General features: G+C 37.5%; 21 protein-coding genes. 13 read left to right on the plus strand and 8 right to left on the minus strand.

Annotated features, from left to right (window positions below; all coding sequences use genetic code 11):
* Positions 1–170: 170 nt before the first annotated feature.
* Positions 171–440, minus strand: a complete 270-nt coding sequence (locus MTO68_RS22915) for a hypothetical protein (RefSeq protein ID WP_244014501.1) — start codon at positions 438–440, stop codon at positions 171–173.
* 822 nt (positions 441–1,262) lie between these two features.
* On the opposite strand from MTO68_RS22915, the gene grpE reads away from it, so the two are divergent.
* The 8 genes from grpE to MTO68_RS22955 all read left to right on the plus strand — a co-directional run bounded on the left by grpE (position 1,263) and on the right by MTO68_RS22955 (position 7,381).
* The gene (gene grpE / locus MTO68_RS22920; RefSeq protein ID WP_004719014.1) at positions 1,263–1,802 is read left to right on the plus strand and encodes a nucleotide exchange factor GrpE; all 540 of its coding nucleotides are present in this window, start codon (positions 1,263–1,265) and stop codon (positions 1,800–1,802) included.
* A gap of 166 nt (positions 1,803–1,968) precedes the next feature.
* On the plus strand, positions 1,969–3,912 hold the full coding sequence (gene dnaK / locus MTO68_RS22925) for a molecular chaperone DnaK (protein WP_004719012.1): 1,944 nt from the start codon (positions 1,969–1,971) through the stop codon (positions 3,910–3,912).
* A gap of 89 nt (positions 3,913–4,001) precedes the next feature.
* Positions 4,002–4,364 (plus strand): MerR family transcriptional regulator, encoded by a 363-nt coding sequence (locus tag MTO68_RS22930; protein ID WP_004818140.1) that lies wholly within the window; start codon positions 4,002–4,004, stop codon positions 4,362–4,364.
* Positions 4,365–4,413: 49 nt separating this feature from the next.
* On the plus strand, positions 4,414–4,710 hold the full coding sequence (locus MTO68_RS22935) for an antibiotic biosynthesis monooxygenase (protein WP_244014503.1): 297 nt from the start codon (positions 4,414–4,416) through the stop codon (positions 4,708–4,710).
* A 105-nt stretch (positions 4,711–4,815) separates the two neighbouring features.
* Positions 4,816–5,235: a hypothetical protein gene (locus tag MTO68_RS22940; RefSeq protein WP_016539686.1), complete on the plus strand. Its 420-nt coding sequence runs from the start codon at positions 4,816–4,818 to the stop codon at positions 5,233–5,235.
* A gap of 2 nt (positions 5,236–5,237) precedes the next feature.
* Positions 5,238–5,753: a hypothetical protein gene (locus tag MTO68_RS22945; RefSeq protein ID WP_244014504.1), complete on the plus strand. Its 516-nt coding sequence runs from the start codon at positions 5,238–5,240 to the stop codon at positions 5,751–5,753.
* Between the two features lie 212 nt (positions 5,754–5,965).
* Positions 5,966–6,886: a matrixin family metalloprotease gene (locus MTO68_RS22950; protein WP_244014506.1), complete on the plus strand. Its 921-nt coding sequence runs from the start codon at positions 5,966–5,968 to the stop codon at positions 6,884–6,886.
* A gap of 111 nt (positions 6,887–6,997) precedes the next feature.
* Positions 6,998–7,381: a hypothetical protein gene (locus MTO68_RS22955; RefSeq protein ID WP_154130490.1), complete on the plus strand. Its 384-nt coding sequence runs from the start codon at positions 6,998–7,000 to the stop codon at positions 7,379–7,381.
* A gap of 52 nt (positions 7,382–7,433) precedes the next feature.
* On the opposite strand, the gene MTO68_RS22960 is transcribed toward MTO68_RS22955, so the two are convergent.
* The 4 genes from MTO68_RS22960 to MTO68_RS22975 all read right to left on the minus strand — a co-directional run bounded on the left by MTO68_RS22960 (position 7,434) and on the right by MTO68_RS22975 (position 11,691).
* Positions 7,434–8,723 (minus strand): lytic murein transglycosylase, encoded by a 1,290-nt coding sequence (locus MTO68_RS22960; protein ID WP_244014508.1) that lies wholly within the window; start codon positions 8,721–8,723, stop codon positions 7,434–7,436.
* Positions 8,724–9,419: 696 nt separating this feature from the next.
* Positions 9,420–10,541, minus strand: coding sequence for a 5-(carboxyamino)imidazole ribonucleotide synthase (locus MTO68_RS22965; RefSeq protein WP_244014510.1), 1,122 nt, complete (start codon positions 10,539–10,541; stop codon positions 9,420–9,422).
* A gap of 16 nt (positions 10,542–10,557) precedes the next feature.
* On the minus strand, positions 10,558–11,070 hold the full coding sequence (purE, locus tag MTO68_RS22970; RefSeq protein WP_004718991.1) for a 5-(carboxyamino)imidazole ribonucleotide mutase: 513 nt from the start codon (positions 11,068–11,070) through the stop codon (positions 10,558–10,560).
* 282 nt (positions 11,071–11,352) lie between these two features.
* A complete protein-coding gene (locus tag MTO68_RS22975) occupies positions 11,353–11,691 on the minus strand; it encodes a DMT family protein (RefSeq protein WP_004818150.1) in 339 nt (112 codons plus the stop codon).
* Between the two features lie 100 nt (positions 11,692–11,791).
* Here MTO68_RS22975 and MTO68_RS22980 point away from each other — a divergent pair, with 100 nt between their 5' ends.
* Together MTO68_RS22980 and mpl are read left to right on the plus strand one after the other, a co-directional pair.
* Entirely contained in the window at positions 11,792–12,358 is a 567-nt protein-coding gene (locus MTO68_RS22980) for a hypothetical protein (RefSeq protein ID WP_244014512.1), read from the plus strand.
* A gap of 136 nt (positions 12,359–12,494) precedes the next feature.
* A complete protein-coding gene (gene mpl / locus MTO68_RS22985; protein WP_244014514.1) occupies positions 12,495–13,862 on the plus strand; it encodes a UDP-N-acetylmuramate:L-alanyl-gamma-D-glutamyl-meso-diaminopimelate ligase in 1,368 nt (455 codons plus the stop codon).
* Positions 13,863–13,906: 44 nt separating this feature from the next.
* On the opposite strand, the gene MTO68_RS22990 is transcribed toward mpl, so the two are convergent.
* The 3 genes from MTO68_RS22990 to MTO68_RS23000 form a co-directional block, all read right to left on the minus strand.
* Positions 13,907–14,284, minus strand: coding sequence for a hypothetical protein (locus MTO68_RS22990; RefSeq protein WP_244014516.1), 378 nt, complete (start codon positions 14,282–14,284; stop codon positions 13,907–13,909).
* 62 nt (positions 14,285–14,346) lie between these two features.
* Positions 14,347–14,631, minus strand: a complete 285-nt coding sequence (locus tag MTO68_RS22995) for a GNAT family N-acetyltransferase (protein ID WP_244014518.1) — start codon at positions 14,629–14,631, stop codon at positions 14,347–14,349.
* A 53-nt stretch (positions 14,632–14,684) separates the two neighbouring features.
* Positions 14,685–14,972 carry a GNAT family N-acetyltransferase gene (locus MTO68_RS23000; RefSeq protein WP_004818159.1) on the minus strand — a complete coding sequence of 96 codons (288 nt, stop codon included), beginning with the start codon at positions 14,970–14,972 and terminating at the stop codon, positions 14,685–14,687.
* Positions 14,973–15,144: 172 nt separating this feature from the next.
* Between MTO68_RS23000 and MTO68_RS23005 the strand changes: the two genes are divergently transcribed.
* The 3 genes from MTO68_RS23005 to MTO68_RS23015 all read left to right on the plus strand — a co-directional run bounded on the left by MTO68_RS23005 (position 15,145) and on the right by MTO68_RS23015 (position 17,373).
* A complete protein-coding gene (locus tag MTO68_RS23005; RefSeq protein ID WP_004818162.1) occupies positions 15,145–16,353 on the plus strand; it encodes a sugar transporter in 1,209 nt (402 codons plus the stop codon).
* A gap of 133 nt (positions 16,354–16,486) precedes the next feature.
* Positions 16,487–16,642 (plus strand): hypothetical protein, encoded by a 156-nt coding sequence (locus MTO68_RS23010; protein ID WP_244014520.1) that lies wholly within the window; start codon positions 16,487–16,489, stop codon positions 16,640–16,642.
* A gap of 191 nt (positions 16,643–16,833) precedes the next feature.
* Positions 16,834–17,373, plus strand: coding sequence for a cysteine hydrolase family protein (locus MTO68_RS23015; protein WP_244014522.1), 540 nt, complete (start codon positions 16,834–16,836; stop codon positions 17,371–17,373).
* The last annotated feature ends 161 nt before the right edge of the window (positions 17,374–17,534 follow it).

A 17,534-nucleotide genomic window follows, 5' to 3' on the forward strand; every position in this document is an offset into this window, starting at 1 on the left:
ATATTCGTCTGTTTATTCTGCTCAATGTTGGCGCAGCTAAAAATGGCTTTATTTTATCAACCAAGAACTTATTGTTTGGATTCTAATTTATTTGTCATCGTGCTTAAATTATTGATAAAAAATCAGGCAATGGAGGCATCCATAAATTGCCTGATTTTTTATTTTAAAATTTACTGAGCTGAAGGTTGTTCAACTAAACTTGGGTCATTGGTTGCTTGAGCAGGTTGTGATTGCTGAATCGTCGCATCGCCCTCAACAGCAGTACCTTGTTGAGTCGGATCTACAGTCGCAGTTTGTGCCGATTGCTGTTGATCTGCAGAACCCATTGGTGCTGATTGGGTTGTTTCAGGTGCTTGGGTTGTTTCACTTGATGTACACGCCGTACTCATGACCGCAACACCAGCCAATAGCATAAAAATAAGACCTGATTTTTTCATCATAAATTCCTTTATCACTCTATCAAAAAACGGCAACACAGGACTGCGTTGTCGTGCTGACTATGATTGCTATTTTTTCTGCAAACTTCGTTGAAGCTTGGTTAGACTTTTAAGGTGTTGCCGTATAAGTTATGCAAAGTTTATTAAATCAATGATTTATATTGACCGATTTTATTTTTCATTATACTTGTTTCATTTCGCTGGGTTTTTTGATGGAATTCAATGTGATTAGGCAAAAGTCAGCCTGATAAAAGATATACTTTTACCATAAAAGTTTCGCATTAATTACATTGTTAATGGCTTTTAACAAGACAAAAAAAAGCTTACCCAAGAAGATTGGATAAGCTATGAAAACGTTGTTCAAACTAAAAAAAGAAACTACAGCCATAGAATCTATGAAGCATGATAATTAAATTATTGCTTTTTCGCAAAGCCTTATTTTCAATAAGTTTAATCGGTTTTACATGTGAGTTAAGTATTTTGATCTATTCATTCAATTTTAATTTTTGAATTTACTCATCATTTTTAAGCAATAACCGCATCAATTCCTCATAAATTTAAATTTTTAATCTAAAAAAAAATCATTGATTTGATGATTATTCCAGCAAAAATATCTTTGAATTTTGGGATTCCTCTCTTAGATCCGCTTTTTTTACTGAATTTCATTAAATAATGTCTAAAACTGCTTGAATTTTAGCGGCTCGCCCACATTTCTTATTCATTAATGAATTAAACGATCATGGCAGTTCAAAAATGAACACAGTGCAAAACTGCTGCCGATAAGGACTGTACATGTTTAAGAACCCATTTAAACGGAGTAAATCAATGGCAACTGAGCAGAATCAAGAAGCCCAAGATATTCAAAACGAGCAAGCCGAACAGCAAACTCAGGCTGAAAATGAACAGGTTGAAGTTACCGTTGAAGCTTTACAGGCTCAAATCAGTCATCTTGAAGAGAGCTTAAAACTCGAAAAAGCACGTACTGCAAATGCAGTTTATGAAGCACAAAAAAGTGTAGAACGTATTCAACGTGATGCTGAAAAGCATAAAGACATTGTGTTAGAAAAGTTTGCGAAAGAATTATTAAATTCTGTCGACAACCTTGAGCGTGCGATTCTCGCAGGTGGTGATGAAGAAACACCTGTGCTCGAAGGCGTAAAACTGACCTTGAAATCACTTCTCACCACTTTAGAAAAATTTGGTGTTGTTGAAGCAGACACAACCAATGGTTTTAACGCTGACTTACATCAAGCTGTCGGGATCGACCCAAATGCACAAGCCAACCAAATTGGCACAGTTTTGCAAAAAGGCTACACCTTAAATGGTCGACTACTTCGCCCTGCAATGGTGATGGTTGGTCAATAAGCGTAATAAATAGGAGCTTTTTAAAAATATTTTCATGAATTTTCACAAATCATGACTTGAAAATTTTTGAATGGCTCTCATATCGGATAACAAGAAAATCCCTTTTAACTCCCCTTTGCAAAAAGAGGAAACCAGGGATTCAAAAGAATTTAGAGGAATTTGATTTATGGCTAAAATTATTGGTATTGACTTAGGTACAACGAATTCATGTGTTGCTGTACTTGAAGGCGATAAAGTTAAAGTAATTGAAAATGCTGAAGGTACACGTACAACACCTTCTATCGTTGCATATAAAGATGGCGAAATTCTTGTGGGTCAATCTGCTAAACGTCAAGCAGTGACTAACCCTAAGAATACATTATTCGCAATCAAGCGTTTAATTGGTCGTAAGTATCAAGACCAAGCAGTACAAAAAGATATCGGTATTGCACCATTCAAAATCATCAAAGCTGATAATGGTGATGCTTGGGTTGAAGTAAACGACAAAAAACTTGCACCGCAACAGATCTCTGCAGAAATTTTGAAAAAAATGAAAAAAACTGCGGAAGATTATTTAGGTGAAACAGTAACAGAAGCTGTTATTACTGTTCCTGCTTACTTCAATGATGCACAACGTCAAGCAACAAAAGATGCTGGTCGTATTGCTGGTCTAGAAGTTAAACGTATCATTAACGAACCAACTGCTGCTGCACTTGCGTTCGGTATGGACAAAAAAGAAGGCGACCGTAAAGTTGCTGTATATGACTTAGGTGGTGGTACATTTGACGTATCAATCATTGAAATCGCTGACTTAGATGGCGACCAACAAATCGAAGTATTGTCAACCAATGGTGATACATTCCTTGGTGGTGAAGACTTTGATAATGCATTGATCGACTATTTGGTTGAAGAGTTCAAGAAAGAGCAAAACTTTAACTTGAAACAAGATCCACTTGCATTACAACGTTTAAAAGAAGCAGCTGAAAAAGCTAAAATTGAGCTTTCTTCATCTAATTCGACTGAAATTAACTTGCCATACATCACTGCGGATGCAACTGGTCCTAAACACTTAGTGATGAATGTAACACGTGCCAAACTAGAAGGTTTAGTTGCTGATTTAGTTGCGCGTACAATTGAGCCTTGCCGTATCGCACTTAAAGATGCAGGTCTTTCGACTTCTGACATCTCTGACGTGATCTTGGTTGGTGGTCAATCACGTATGCCAATGGTTCAACAGAAAGTACAAGAGTTCTTCGGTAAAGAACCTCGTAAAGATGTGAACCCGGATGAAGCTGTTGCGATTGGTGCGGCAATTCAAGGTGCGGTATTGTCTGGTGACAAAACTGACGTACTTTTACTTGACGTAACACCATTAACACTTGGTATCGAAACCATGGGTGGCGTATTAACTGCAATTATTGAGAAAAACACTACGATTCCTGCGAAGAAATCTCAAGTGTTCTCTACAGCAGCAGATAACCAACCAGCGGTAGATATTTCAGTTTACCAAGGTGAACGTAAAATGGCTCAACAAAACAAATTGTTGGGTAACTTCCAATTAGGTGACATTCCACCTGCGCCACGTGGTGTGCCACAAATTGAAGTATCGTTCGACATCAATGCTGATGGTATCTTAAAAGTATCAGCAAAAGACAAGAGCACTGGTAAAGAACAATCGATCCAGATCAAAGCAAACTCTGGTTTGTCTGATGCTGAAATCGAAGCAATGATCAAAGATGCTGAAGCAAATGCTGAAGAAGATCGTAAGTTTGAAGAGCTTGCAAAAGCACGTAATGAAGCTGATGCTTTAGTTGCTTCTGCAAACAAAGCTGTGAAAGATCTTGGCGAACAAGTCACTGCTGATGAAAAAACTGCAATTGAAGCAGCAGTTTCTGAGTTAGAAGTGACAGCAAAAGAAAATGATGTTGATGCGATTAAAGCAAAAACTGAAGCTTTACAAAACATCATTATGCCGATCACTCAACGTGCTTATGAAGCAGCTCAAGGTCAAGGCGGCGCTGAAGGCTTCGATCCTAACCAATTCGGTGGTGATGCAGGTCAACAACAGCAAAAAGCTGATGATGGCGTTGTAGATGCTGAATTCACTGAAGTTAAAGATGACAAAAAATAATTTGTCACTTTAATCTTAGAAAACCGCTCAAGAGATTGAGCGGTTTTTTTATATGATCTATTTTTATCCGTAAAGCTATGGAGTCACTTTTGTTTATCTCTGATATCTCTAAAAAAACTGGACTCTCTATCCATACCCTTCGTTATTATGAACAAATAGGCTTGCTGAAAAATATCCATCGTAATCAATCCGGACGACGTGTATATACCAAACTTGATCTGGAATGGCTTGAATGGGTAAAACGCTTAAAATCAACAGGCATGCCTTTAGAAAAAATGCAAGATTTTGCCCAATTTCGACTACAAGGAGAACAAACCTTAAAACAAAGACAAGAACTTCTTATTGCGCATTCCGTTCAATTAAAACAAGAAATTCAAAGACTCAAACAAGAACAAAGTATTGTCGACTATAAAATTGAAATATATGCACAAAAAATGCTTGAGCTAGAGTGAACTCGAGCAGTTAATATTTTTGACTCACGATTTGAGTTAGGAGTAGACAATGTTAAGTTCAGGTTTTTACATCACCGCAGAATTAAAAATTAAAGATAAAGACAGAATCTTAGAAACCCGTGAAGCCTTACAAGCATTATGTAAGCTCACTCTTCAACAAGAACATGGATGCACCTTATTTCAACTGCATCAATGTCAAGAAGAGCCAACCCGTTTACTACTTTGGGAACGCTTCGACTCGGAACAGGCTTACCATGCCCATTTTAAACAGCCCTATACACAACACTATCTTTCCAAAGATTTAACCGAAGTAGTGCAACATTTCGTCAGTGATATTGTGCTATAAAAAAGCTCGAAAAATCACTCCAGTCATCGAGTGGTTTTTCTTACTGATCAATTGCCAATCTTCACTAAATCTTTTATCTTAATTATCACAATAATAATGAGTCAAATGATGAAAAACTCTCCTGCTGTATCCAATACAGTGTATTACAGCTTGATCATAGCGCAATTTATATTGCCTATCATTGCAGCAGTCATCGATATTTACAGTACTGAACCCGAGTTAGAACTTCTGGATAAAACACTTTACCAAGACCCGCAAGCTTGGGAATTGGGAGTTATGTCGATTGCAGGTTTAATCATCCTCATCATCACATTTGGTTTATGTTTAAAAAAAGAATGGGCAAGAAAAGCTTATCTCTATACATTTTTCCCAATATTTCTGATTTATTTTATGCCCTTTATGCACTGGATTTACATGACCAGTTATGCAGCGATATTTAACGATCTGGCCTTTGTTTGTTCTGGAATTTTATTGATGATTTTAGTGACTCCATCACTATATCGACCTATTTTTGAACACGATTAATCATGTATAAAACGCTTGCCATCAGCATTGGCTTATATCTCTTTTTAGAGATTCTATGTCATGGTTTTGCATTTTTTGCAGGGAAAATAGTGAGTAAAGCGGATAAACAAAAGCTCAATCATCCTTTGCACCTTGAATTTACACGGCAAACTTTTTATCGCACCATGTTACTGGTCAGCATTGTATTGATGAGCCATTTTTATACTGAAATTGCCTATTTTGAGCAGAATGCTTGGATTCGTTTGACATTGAGTATCAGCATTATTTTACTCATTCTATTTATACTCTGGTGGCTAAATGCTTTTATTCTGCGCCAAGTGGTTTTAAAGCAACAACAACAATCTGTCACTCCGGTATTTAAACAGAAAATCAGCTATATCATATTGCATCCTTTACAATTCAAAGCTTTATATATCAGCCCTGACTATTTAAAAAGATCTGTTTGGATGAATCGATTACTCAGTGTTTTTGCTTTTATTCTCTTATTTATTGATATCCAAGTCCTGTTTAACGTTTAAATCAACTGATTATGTGAATGAACCTTCCATCGCGATGCCCAAACTCAGCGTTCCATTCATATTGCTGCTTTCCATCTAAAGCTGACTGCTAAAAACATCATCAATTGAAATCAATATTTGTATTGATCACGCAAGCTTTACTTGCTTAAGCATTTGCGATTGTTATATTTTCAGATAAATTATCCACAACAACAATTATTTTTAAATCAATCATGCGTTTTTGGATTCTAGTCTGTGTAATTGCCTTTACTGCTTATTTTGCGATACAGCGCATGATGTATCCGCAATTGAATCATAATTCTGCCATTGATCGTATCACGCATCCTTTAGATACTCGCTTACGTTATCGTATTGGCGAGATAGATCCACGTTTTCATGTTAGTAAACAGCAGGTGCAAAATTTGGCACAACAAGCCACGGATATTTGGCATCAAGGGACCATGAAAAGTCTCTTTGTTTATGATGATCATGCCAAACTGACGATTAACTTAATTTATGACGAACGCCAAGCGGAATCTAGCGCCAGAAACCAAGAGTTGCGTATTTTGCAAAATACCCAACAATATACACAAAGTGAAAAGCAAAAAATTCAGCAACTTCACGCTGAATTAGATCGCACCAATGATGAGCTTGATCTGCAAAAAACCAATTATCAACATAAAGTTGACCAGTATAATCAGCTGATCAATACCCTTAATCAATCCCATCAAAATTTAGATGCCACAGCAAGATTGCAGTTAGATCAGCAGAAAAATCAACTGATCATCGAGCAGAACCAACTCAAACAACAGTTAGATATTTATAATCAAAAAGTCTATGAATTAAATCGCCAAGTTGAACAACTCAACGCTGTCAATCAACAATACAATCAATCTGTGGATCACTTTAATAGTCGTTTCCAACCGCGCCAATTTGATAAAGGCGTATTCGATGGTAAAACCATTAATATCTATGAATTTACATCGGACGAAGATTTACGTGTCACGATTGCACATGAGCTTGGGCATGCTTTGGGCTTAGCGCACAATAATGATCCTAAAGCACTCATGTACCCAATGATGAAAGAACAAGATTTGAAAAATTTTAGATTAACCACAGCGGATTTAGCCATGCTAAACTCAAGACAACGATAAGCAAAATTTAGCGATGATTATCAATTTTAAATCCATAATTTATTTATGTATTTAAATCAGTTTTATGCAAAATCATGTTATTGTGAATCCCTGAAGCAATAAATTGAGGAGATGACTGTGAGCTATTATCATATTATTTTAGAAGTAAATGATCATATCAGCACGATTGAGCAAACTCGTGATATTGAAATTTTTGATATTACTGAACTTCAACCTTATCTCCATTCGATTCTGCTGCCTTATTTCAACGAACAGATCATTGAACTAGAAGACGACAATGTCGAGTTTAAAGATGTTCTACACCTTGAAATTAAACAGACCTTATTGCCAATTCAACATTTAATTGAAGAAGAACAAAAACAGTTACCTAGCGATACCGACGTAACCATTACAGCCTATGAAATCTTTAATGATCGTGATCATACGCAGGATGTTACCGCTGTCATTTTAGATGTCTTAGAGGCGGTCAAAATTGACCCTTTCGCAATTGAATAATCCACATAAAAAAAGGTCTGCTTATGCAGACCTTTTAAATGAGATCAAACGTTTATTGCATCATATTCTTTGCCGCTTCATTTCTAAAAGCTTTTAAAATCTGTTGCCCTGCTCGCCCTGTTGGACTCAATCCTAACTTCACTTGTTCTTGCTGAATAGCCTGACGCGTTTTATCGCCAATCAAGCCATCTGCATCGCCAATCGCATAGCCTTTTTTCAATAAGTAATTTTGAATTTCTCGGCGTTCTGTACGAGATGTTCCTGCATCGTCAGTTGGCCATGCAGTTTGAAAACTGCCCTTGCCTTGTAAACGATCAGACAAATGTGCAATTGCCAGTGCATAACTTTCCGCAGCATTATACGAATAAATTGCATCAAAGTTTTTAAACACCAAGAATGCTGGACCATTTGCACCCGCAGGCATCATTAAACCAGCCTGAGCGCCTTCCGATAAATTGCCTTGAATGATTGGAGTACCGTCAACACGAGTAAAACCACGATTTACCCAAGTGCTCAACGATTTTTTATTACGACGACTTTCACCACCTACAGAGGCGCCAGCTGGAATTTTTACTTCAAAGCCCCACGGCATTCCCGTTTGCCAGCCACGTTTTTTCAAAAAGTTTGCTGTTGATGCCAAAGCATCCGAAGTACTTGAAACCAAGTCACGTCGACCATCACCATCAAAATCTACAGCCAACTCTTCATACGTTGAAGGCATAAATTGAGTATGACCAAATGCCCCAGCCCATGAACCTTTTAACTGTTCTTCGCGTAAATCACCTCGTTGTAAAATACGCATTGTGGCAAAGAATTCACCTCGGAAATAACCTTGTCGACGCCCTTCACAACTTAAAGTTCCCAACGCTTGTAATAAAGGATATTTTCCTGAAATGTCACCAAAATTACTTTCCACGCCCCAAACAGCAACAACCGTTTCTGCAGGAACGCCGTAAGCTGCTGAGACACGGTTTAAAACTTCACGATGCTGAGCCAGCATTTGACGGCCTTTCTCTACCCGCTCTTCATCGACCAAACCTGAAAGATAATCCCAAATCGGTGTTGAAAACTCAGGTTGATAATCCAGTTTGCTGATGACTGAATAATCAGGCGTTAGATTTTGCGTATAACGATCAAAGGTTGTGCCACTAACACCTGAACTGATTGCTTGCGAACGTAAATTTGCAATACAGCTTTGAAAATTAGAATTGGGTGTATAGCTTGTATTCGGTGTTGTTGTGATTGGTGAGCTAGATACAGCCTGACCGTTAATGATTAATTCAGCATTGGCATGCGATGCTGCCAACAAAACAGATCCACAAATCAAAGTTAAATGACGCATAATATCCACAAAATGGTTTTAAATTTAAATTATGTGAATACCATAGCAGTCTGTGAATAAAATGACAGATGTAAAAACGTAAATTTTGAATTCATTTTTCAATTTTAAATTCATAACCCACAGTTCACTGTTTTGAATTTAAATATAGTTATCCACACCCCAGCAAACTTATCATTTTTTAAATTCAAAACTTTCACACAAATTTGAATTCAAAAAACATCATTATTTTAGCAACCTTAGCTTTAAATTTAAAATTCCACGCAATCCCATAAAAACTCGCTTAAGTGTTTATTTTTATCCACAATTTGGATTTTGGATTGGTGAATCAAAACTTATCCACAGTCGTTATTTTCACTTCGAGCAAGCAAAAGTTTAAATTTAAAGTTTTAAATTCAAAAAACACCTTCAAGTTAATTTAAATTCAAAGTGGATAACTTTTTGGGTTTTGCTGTTAATACTTTTGAATTCAAATGTTCTAAACCCTTTAAATTTGAACTTTGAATTTAAAAATAGATGCTTGTTTTTCTGTTTATTGAAGCTGTTTTTATCATCATTCTTGTTTTTATATCCCCAGAAAATGATCCATTTTTGGGTCATTGCTTAACGATAAAATAGGGGGAGCGTCATGATACAGAACAGCAGAGTAGAAAAAAGCGGGCAAGAGTTTGACCGCTTTTTTTACATACAAAATCAAGCTTAAATGTTCATATCTTCGCTTAATGACAATGGATTCGGTAAAATCTTTGCCAATTGACGACATAAAGTCGTTAATTCAGCAGTATCATTTGGCATCAGGGTGATATGACCAATTTTACGACCTTCACGTTCTGTTTTATTATAAAGGTGTAAATGTGCACCTTTTAACGCTAAAACATCTTCGGATTTAGGGTGTTGCCCGATGATATTTACCATCACTGTTGGTCGAACCACTTCGGTTGAACCGAGTGGTAAACCTGCCACTGCGCGAATGTGATTTTCAAATTGCGAACATACTGCGCCTTCAATTGACCAATGCCCAGAGTTATGCACACGTGGTGCCATCTCATTGGCATATAAGCCTTTTTCAGTCACAAACAATTCAAGTGTTAACACACCAACATAGTTCAAATGGTTTAACAAACGGGTGATGTATTCCTGCGCAACGGGCTGTAAATCAGCACTGTTTGGAGCAGGAACTATTGAATGCGAAAGAATACCATTGTGATGATGATTTTCAGCCAAAGGCCAAGTTTTTACATCACCATCAATACCACGCACCGCAATAATTGACACTTCACGAGAAAAAATCACAAAACTTTCAGCGATTAATGATCCTGCTGGCCCCAACTCAGCCCATGCTTGATCAATTTGATCCACTGAACGCAGTACAAATTGACCTTTACCATCATAACCACCTGTCGCAGTTTTAAGTACGATTGGTAAGCCTAATTCACTCACTGCAAGCTTAAGCGTCTCCAATGAATCGACTGCTTTATACGGCGCAACAGGAATTTCCAGCTCATCAAATAAAGCCTTTTCAGAAAGGCGATGTTGTGCGATTGCTAAAGCTTGGCGTGGCGGATACAGATCTTTTTGCTTGGTTAATACATCAACATCAATCAATGGCGTATTTTCAAATTCCAGACTAAAAACATCTGCACTGGCAATAAAATCTTGTAACCCATTTTCAGCTTTAGTGCTAAAAACGTGTCCTAATATTGCAGATGGACAATCCGCATCAGCTTCAAAAAATGTGCATTGGATATTTAATGGGAGCGCAGCTTGCGCCATCATACGGCCGAGTTGACCACCACCAAAGATACCGATGGTTTTATTCATAACCTGTGTCCCGTTTTTAAGCTTGACCCGGAATATTTTTACTTGCCACTTTATCGGTTTGAGCGGCACGGAAATCTGCAACATTTTTTGCAATTTCAGGGCGAGTTAAACCTAAAATTTGAGCGGCCATGATTGCTGCATTGGTTGCACCAGCAGGGCCAATTGCCAATGTGCCAACTGCAATACCTGCAGGCATTTGTACAATAGACAACAAAGAATCAACGCCATTTAAAATTGAAGATTTCACAGGAACACCCAATACAGGCAAATCTGTTTTTGCTGCGCACATTCCTGGTAAATGTGCTGCACCACCAGCACCAGCAATAATCACCTGAATACCACGTTCACGTGCTGTTTCAGCATATTCAAATAAGCGGTCTGGCGTACGATGCGCAGAAACTACTTCGGCTTCAAAAGGAACACCAAGCTGTTTCAGCATATTGGCAGTGTTTTCGAGAGTTGCCCAGTCTGATTGAGAACCCATAATAATTCCAACGAGAGGAGCGTCTTGTACAGCGGCCGCATTCATTGCATATATTCCATAAACGAATGTAAGGAAGTTTAAATACTGGTGATCAGTGTTTAAATGAATATCAAGAAGCTCGCTATTATAGACTGATTTTTCATCTCACGAAAATTTAACAGACGTAGGAAGTCAATTTTTTTTAAGGGAACAACCTAAAAGCCGTTTGATTTGAGAATAAATATGATCTCGAACTCATAAGCAGCAGGAAAATTGCTAAAGATTGGGACATGAGATGAATATGCTGTCTGAGTGAAATCCGTTTTAATTCACATCATCACAGCTCATCTACTGGCTTCTAAACACAAAAAACACGCAGCCCATTAAACATAAACCCGCCCATAAATAATCTAATTTAAATGGTTGTTTAAACAAGAAAATCATAAATGGAACAAACACCAACAGTGTGACCACTTCTTGGGTGATTTTCATTTGCCCCAACGACCAACCATGTTGTGCCAATAGACGTGTTGCGGGAATCATAAAGCTGTATTCAAGTAAGGCAATGATCCAACCAAACAAGATCGCTTGCCACAGAGGTGCATCATGTAAGAATTTTAAATGCCCATACCAAGCCAAGGTCATAAAACAGTTGGAGATAATTAGTAATAAAAGGGGGAGGGACATGCTATACAACCTAAATTTTGGTGATATTTTAACAAATACGGTGTAAAATTATTCGTATCCTGACAATTACAATCCAAAACGACTATTTTTAAAAAACCATATGAAAAATTTATTAAATACCATATTCAATTTATTAAAAAAGTTTTTTTCAAAATCAAATTCTGAAAATCCAAGTTCTATTGCTGAATTACCAGAAATTAACCTCGCATTTGCAGATTTAGCCAATATGTTAACGATGGAGAAACAAAATCCTATCCCGAATATTGAATTCTTTGATCATTTAAATATGGATTATTCAATAGAAAGTATTAAACATATTGATGAATATTTACTTTCAATTGGTAATTATAATCTTGAATTAGATAATAAAATTATCCCTGTTGTAATTAGAACAGCTGCTTATGTTGGAGAATCTATTCGTAAAAATGATCATATGAAAAAATGGTATTGGATTGATTTTGAAACGGCAAAACAAAAAGAACCCAATTTTTTTAATGATATTGAAAACTCACTTGAATTCGCAGCTATTTTAACAGATGGAAATAGCCAAGCTTTTCCTTTGAATAAAGTTATTAAATTTTTGCAAAATGGCAAAGAAGATAGCCTATATTTCTTTGCTATGACAATGTTGAGTTTTGATGGGCCTAATGCTAACGATCATGTTTAATTCTAATTGATTTTATCCTTACAAGAAAAACTATCTTTTCGCCTTAACCCTTGCTATCGTTGCTTTCAAATCAAATGAAACGGCTACACCACAACAACAAAGTGATGTGTCTATAAAAGCACTGGAGTTAACACGAATGCATCTGCATATTTTGGGTATTTGCGGCACCTTTATGGGTTCATTGGCGCTATTGGCGCGTGATTTAGGACATAAGGTCACCGGTTCAGATGCGAACGTTTATCCACCGATGTCGACCCAACTCGAAAATGCTGGCATTACCTTAATGCAAGGCTATGACCGTAGTCATTTACAACCACATCCAGATCTTGTCATTGTAGGCAATGCAATGAAGCGTGGTATAGATGCGGTGGAATATATGCTCAATGAAGGTTTAGCATATATTTCAGGTCCACAATTCCTTGCTGACCATGTCTTACAAGGCAAACATGTGCTTGGTGTTGCAGGTACCCATGGTAAAACCACCACAACAACAATGCTGGCTTGGGTACTGGATCAAGCTGGTTTAAATCCTGGCTTTTTAATTGGTGGTGTACCTTTAGGCTTTAGTGAAAGCGCACGTTTAGGTGGTGGAAAATATTTCTGTGTAGAAGCAGATGAATATGACTCGGCTTTTTTTGATAAACGCTCTAAGTTCGTACATTACCATCCAAAAACTGCGATTTTAAATAATCTTGAATTTGACCATGCCGATATTTTTGATGATTTAGCAGCGATTCAAAAACAATTCCATCATTTGGTCCGTACCATTCCAAGTGAAGGTCGTATTATTGCCCCGATCACTGAAACCAATATCGATGAAGTGTTACAAATGGGTTGTTGGACACCTGTCGTAAGGACTTCACTTGACGCCAATAACAGTGCTGAAGTTTATGCTGAACAGCTTTCTACGGATGGTTCACATTTTAAAGTGCTTCAACACGGCGTAGTAAAAGGTGAAGTGAAGTGGAATATGACAGGGCAACACAGTGTTGCCAATGCTTTGGCAACCATTGCAGCAGCTGAACATGTCGGCGTTTCAATTGAAACAGCATGTGAAGCCTTATCGAATTTTGGTGGGGTGAAACGCCGAATGGAATTACTTGATACGGTGAATGGTATTGAGATATATGATGACTTTGCCCATCACCCAACTGCAATTGATACAACGCTTGAAGGTGCACGTAAACGTTTAGGCGAACGTAAGCTTTGGGCGATTATTGAACCACGTTCAAACACCATGCGTATGGGCAGTCATAAAGATGGCTTGGCACATTCTGCACGTCTTGCAGATGAAGTCATGTGGTATCAACCTGAAGGTCTGGACTGGGATTTACAGCCTGTCATTGACGCTGCAACCAATAAAGCCGTTGTGGCTCGTACACTGGATGACATTATCAGTACCGTTGTTACACAAGCAGGTGAGGGCGATGCTGTGGTGATTATGTCCAATGGTGGTTTTGGTGGATTACATCAAAAATTGATTGCAGCATTAAAAGCAAAATAAGTCGAAATAAAGTGTAGAAAACCCACAAAATTTTGTGGGTTTTTTTATTGATTTACTGAGGGTGTCCTTTCAATAAGTTTAAAATCCTTAAGCTTGACCCAACCTTCAACCAGATCATCTTCTATATTTTGATTTGGATCATTAAATATCACATAAACCCAGTGTTGTTTTTTTCTGTCTTTATAGATTGAATAAGCCGTGACATTATCATTTTGAAGCACAAAAGTATCATTCATCTTACAGATGTTTTTGGGCGCTGAATAAAAATAAATACGATGTTTAGATTTGCCTAACAACTCCCAACGTGGCTGTATTTCTTGCTCTTTTTTATAGGTTTGTAAATTTAATTCAAAACAACTCATTGCTAAACTGAACGATGAACTGCTCAATAACAATACAGTGATTATCATTTTTTTAAACATGTTTAATCTTCTAACCGAATCTGAATCTGAACGGCCCAATGAGTATTGGGCACACAATAAAGCTAAGCTTTCACATCAACAAAACTTTTATCACGTCTAAACATGACTTCGACATAGGAACAAGTGGGTACAATTTTAAGCTGCTTTTCACGTGCAAACTCAACCAAAGTATCCAACAACTGACGCGCAATTCCTTGACCACGCAAGGAGTCATCTACCCAAGTATGGTTCGCAATGATCTGATGTGTACCATGCCATAAATAACTGATCTCAGCAATTCGCTTACCTTGTTCATTATCAAAGTAAAATTCACCTTTTTGTTGATTATCTACATGTTGGAATTGCATATATTCTTTCTCATGGATGTTCTATAACACAATCCCACTGTAGCAAAGCAAACTTAAGATTTCAAAACATCATGAATCGATTGATCTTTATCAAATACTGATTTTGAAAAAGGGCAGAGTGGAATAATTTTCACATTCTTTGAGCGAGCCATCTCTACAACTTGATCTAATAATTTTCGACCTACACTTTGACCACGCAATTCATCTTCTACAAGTGTATGGTCAATAATCAACATATTTTCACCCGCCCATGTGTATGCCATTTCAGCCAAATGGTGACCTTCTTCACCAATATAAAATTCACCTTTTTTACCATCATCTTTATGTCTGATTTCTAACATTTTATTTACTCTTATATACGTTTAAATTTATAGGCCTATTCAAAATGCCATAACTATATTTGAATTATTGTTAAATTTTGTCTGACAGCTTTATTTTTGATACAACAAACTTAGCTTAACTTTATCCACAATTCAGCCTAAAATTTAGCACTAACCTCTTTTAATATTGACCATGTCTGCCTTATCTCCCCAAACTCCAGCACCACAATCTGCCCCCAGTGAATCCCAGCAATGGATCAGTGTGATTAGCCTTGCTTTCGCAGCATTTATTTTCAATACCACAGAATTCGTTCCTGTGGCTTTGCTGAGCGACATTGGAAAAAGCTTTGCGATGCCTGCAACTGATGTTGGCATCATGATTACTCTATATGCATGGGTTGTTGCACCCATTTCATTGCCGATCATGTTATTGACCAAAAATATTGAACGGCGCTTTTTACTGATCATCTTATTTATGGTTTTTGTGGCCAGTCATGCATTATCTTATTGTGCATGGAGTTTCGATGTACTCTTGATCAGTCGAATTGGTATCGCATTTTCTCATGCTTTATTTTGGTCAATCACTGCATCACTGGCAGTACGAGTCGCACCCAAAGGTAAGGAGTTTCAAGCTTTGGGGCTATTGGCCACAGGTACGGCATTGGCGATGGTTTTAGGTATTCCATTTGGACGAATGATTGGTGAATCTTATGGTTGGCGTAATACTTTTGCTTTGATTGCAATTGGTGCGGCTATCGTTTGCGTCATCTTAGCCAAAACATTACCACGCTTACCAAGCGTCAATTCAGGTTCTCTGAGTAGTTTAAAAGTATTTTTAAAACGCCCAAGCCTGATGATTGTTTTTGCTCTGACCATTATTGTGATTACCGCACAATTTACCGCATACAGTTATATCGAACCTTTTGCTTTGAATGTTGCGCATTTTAGCTCGACACAGACTACAACCTTATTATTAATCTATGGCGCAGCAGGTTTCTTTGGCTCTTATTTATTCGGTAAATTTGCCAAAAAATATCCCAAACTTCCGATACCGTTAAGTAGTGCGATATTGGCTGTTTCGATGTTATTGTTGACTTCACTGAGTACTGATTTTACCAGTTTTAGTCTACTGAGTTTATTTTGGGGCATGGCGATTATTTGCTTTAGCTTAGCTCAACAAGCCAAAACCTTGGCTTTAGCTTCTGATGCCACTGATGTCGCGATGGCAATTTATTCAGGACTATACAATGTGGGTATTGGTGGCGGCGCTTTGCTTGGCGGCCTAGTGACCACCAGTTATGGGCTCAACCATATTGGCATCGTTGGCGGTATAATCGCTGTTCTTGGGACCCTGTTAGCTTTAGTGCTTGTACAACGTAAAGATTTTATTCAAAAAATATAAATATCTTTTTACAAGTTTTAAAGTGACATGCTGAGTTAAAAACTTTAATTTGATAAAAGTTAACTTGGCTTTAAGGTCAAAAAAGACATCGTGCGAACAGTCAAGGTGTATTCAGGTATCAAGGAGCAATTCGATGGCATTGACCGCCTCACCCAAGGAAAAACCGAACACTTCAGAAAAGCCTAGAGTCTTGACCCAATCTGAGATCACAGCATTACGGCAAGACATGAAGCAGTCAATTGCGTGGGCACAAGCTGAACTGCGCCGTCGACACAAGTATCCCAATTAACCCAGTGCGGACGTAAAGTCCCATATAGGCAATAACTGCAATGCAAGCAATCATTTTATTTAAATTATTAACCACCACACTGCATCGGCAGTGTGGACGTATACATTTAAAATAAAATGTAGAAACCAACCCTGCCAATGAGCGGGGTTATTTTTTGCTCCGTGATTTGGTCAATATTTACGGAGAAACTCATGTCTGAGTATCACAATAAGCAAGCCTTACTCGTTATTGATCTACAAAATGGTCTATTTCATGCACAGCATCCACCATTTCAAGCTGATCAATTGTTGAAAAACATCAATCAGCTCATTGAATATGCGTGTGTTAAACACATTCCGATTTTTGCGATACGTCATGTTGGTTTAGCTGACACAGGACTCGCACCAAATAGTCCAATGACTCAACTCATTGCTGAATTAAATATTGATCCTAATACAGATTACCTCTTAGAAAAAACACGGCCAAATTGCTTTTTCCAAACAGATTTAGCACAACAATTAGGGTCTTTAAATGTTGAAGAAGTGATCATCTGTGGTTTAAAAACTGAATTTTGTATCGATAGCACAAGCCGTGCGGCAAAAGACTTAAATTATAAAGTGACATTAATTTCAGATGCGCACAGCACAGTAGATTCAAAGGTTCTCAATGCTGACCGTATTATTCAGCATCATAATTCAACGCTCAATCAAGCTTTTGTTGCGCTAAAAACCAGCGCTGAATTTTGTACATAAAATAAACTACATAAAAATACATTCAAAATTTGCACATTTTTAATAAATATGCGATTCTCACTAGATATTAAGAAATGAAAGATTTCTTACACAGTATATTGAACAAGGGGAGTAGCCTCCTTTAATCAGAATATCGTCATTACGCTTTGAAAAAAGCCGGT

The sequence above is a fragment of the Acinetobacter sp. NyZ410 genome (genome assembly GCF_022828975.1).
Taxonomy (GTDB): Bacteria; Pseudomonadota; Gammaproteobacteria; order Pseudomonadales; family Moraxellaceae; genus Acinetobacter; species Acinetobacter guillouiae.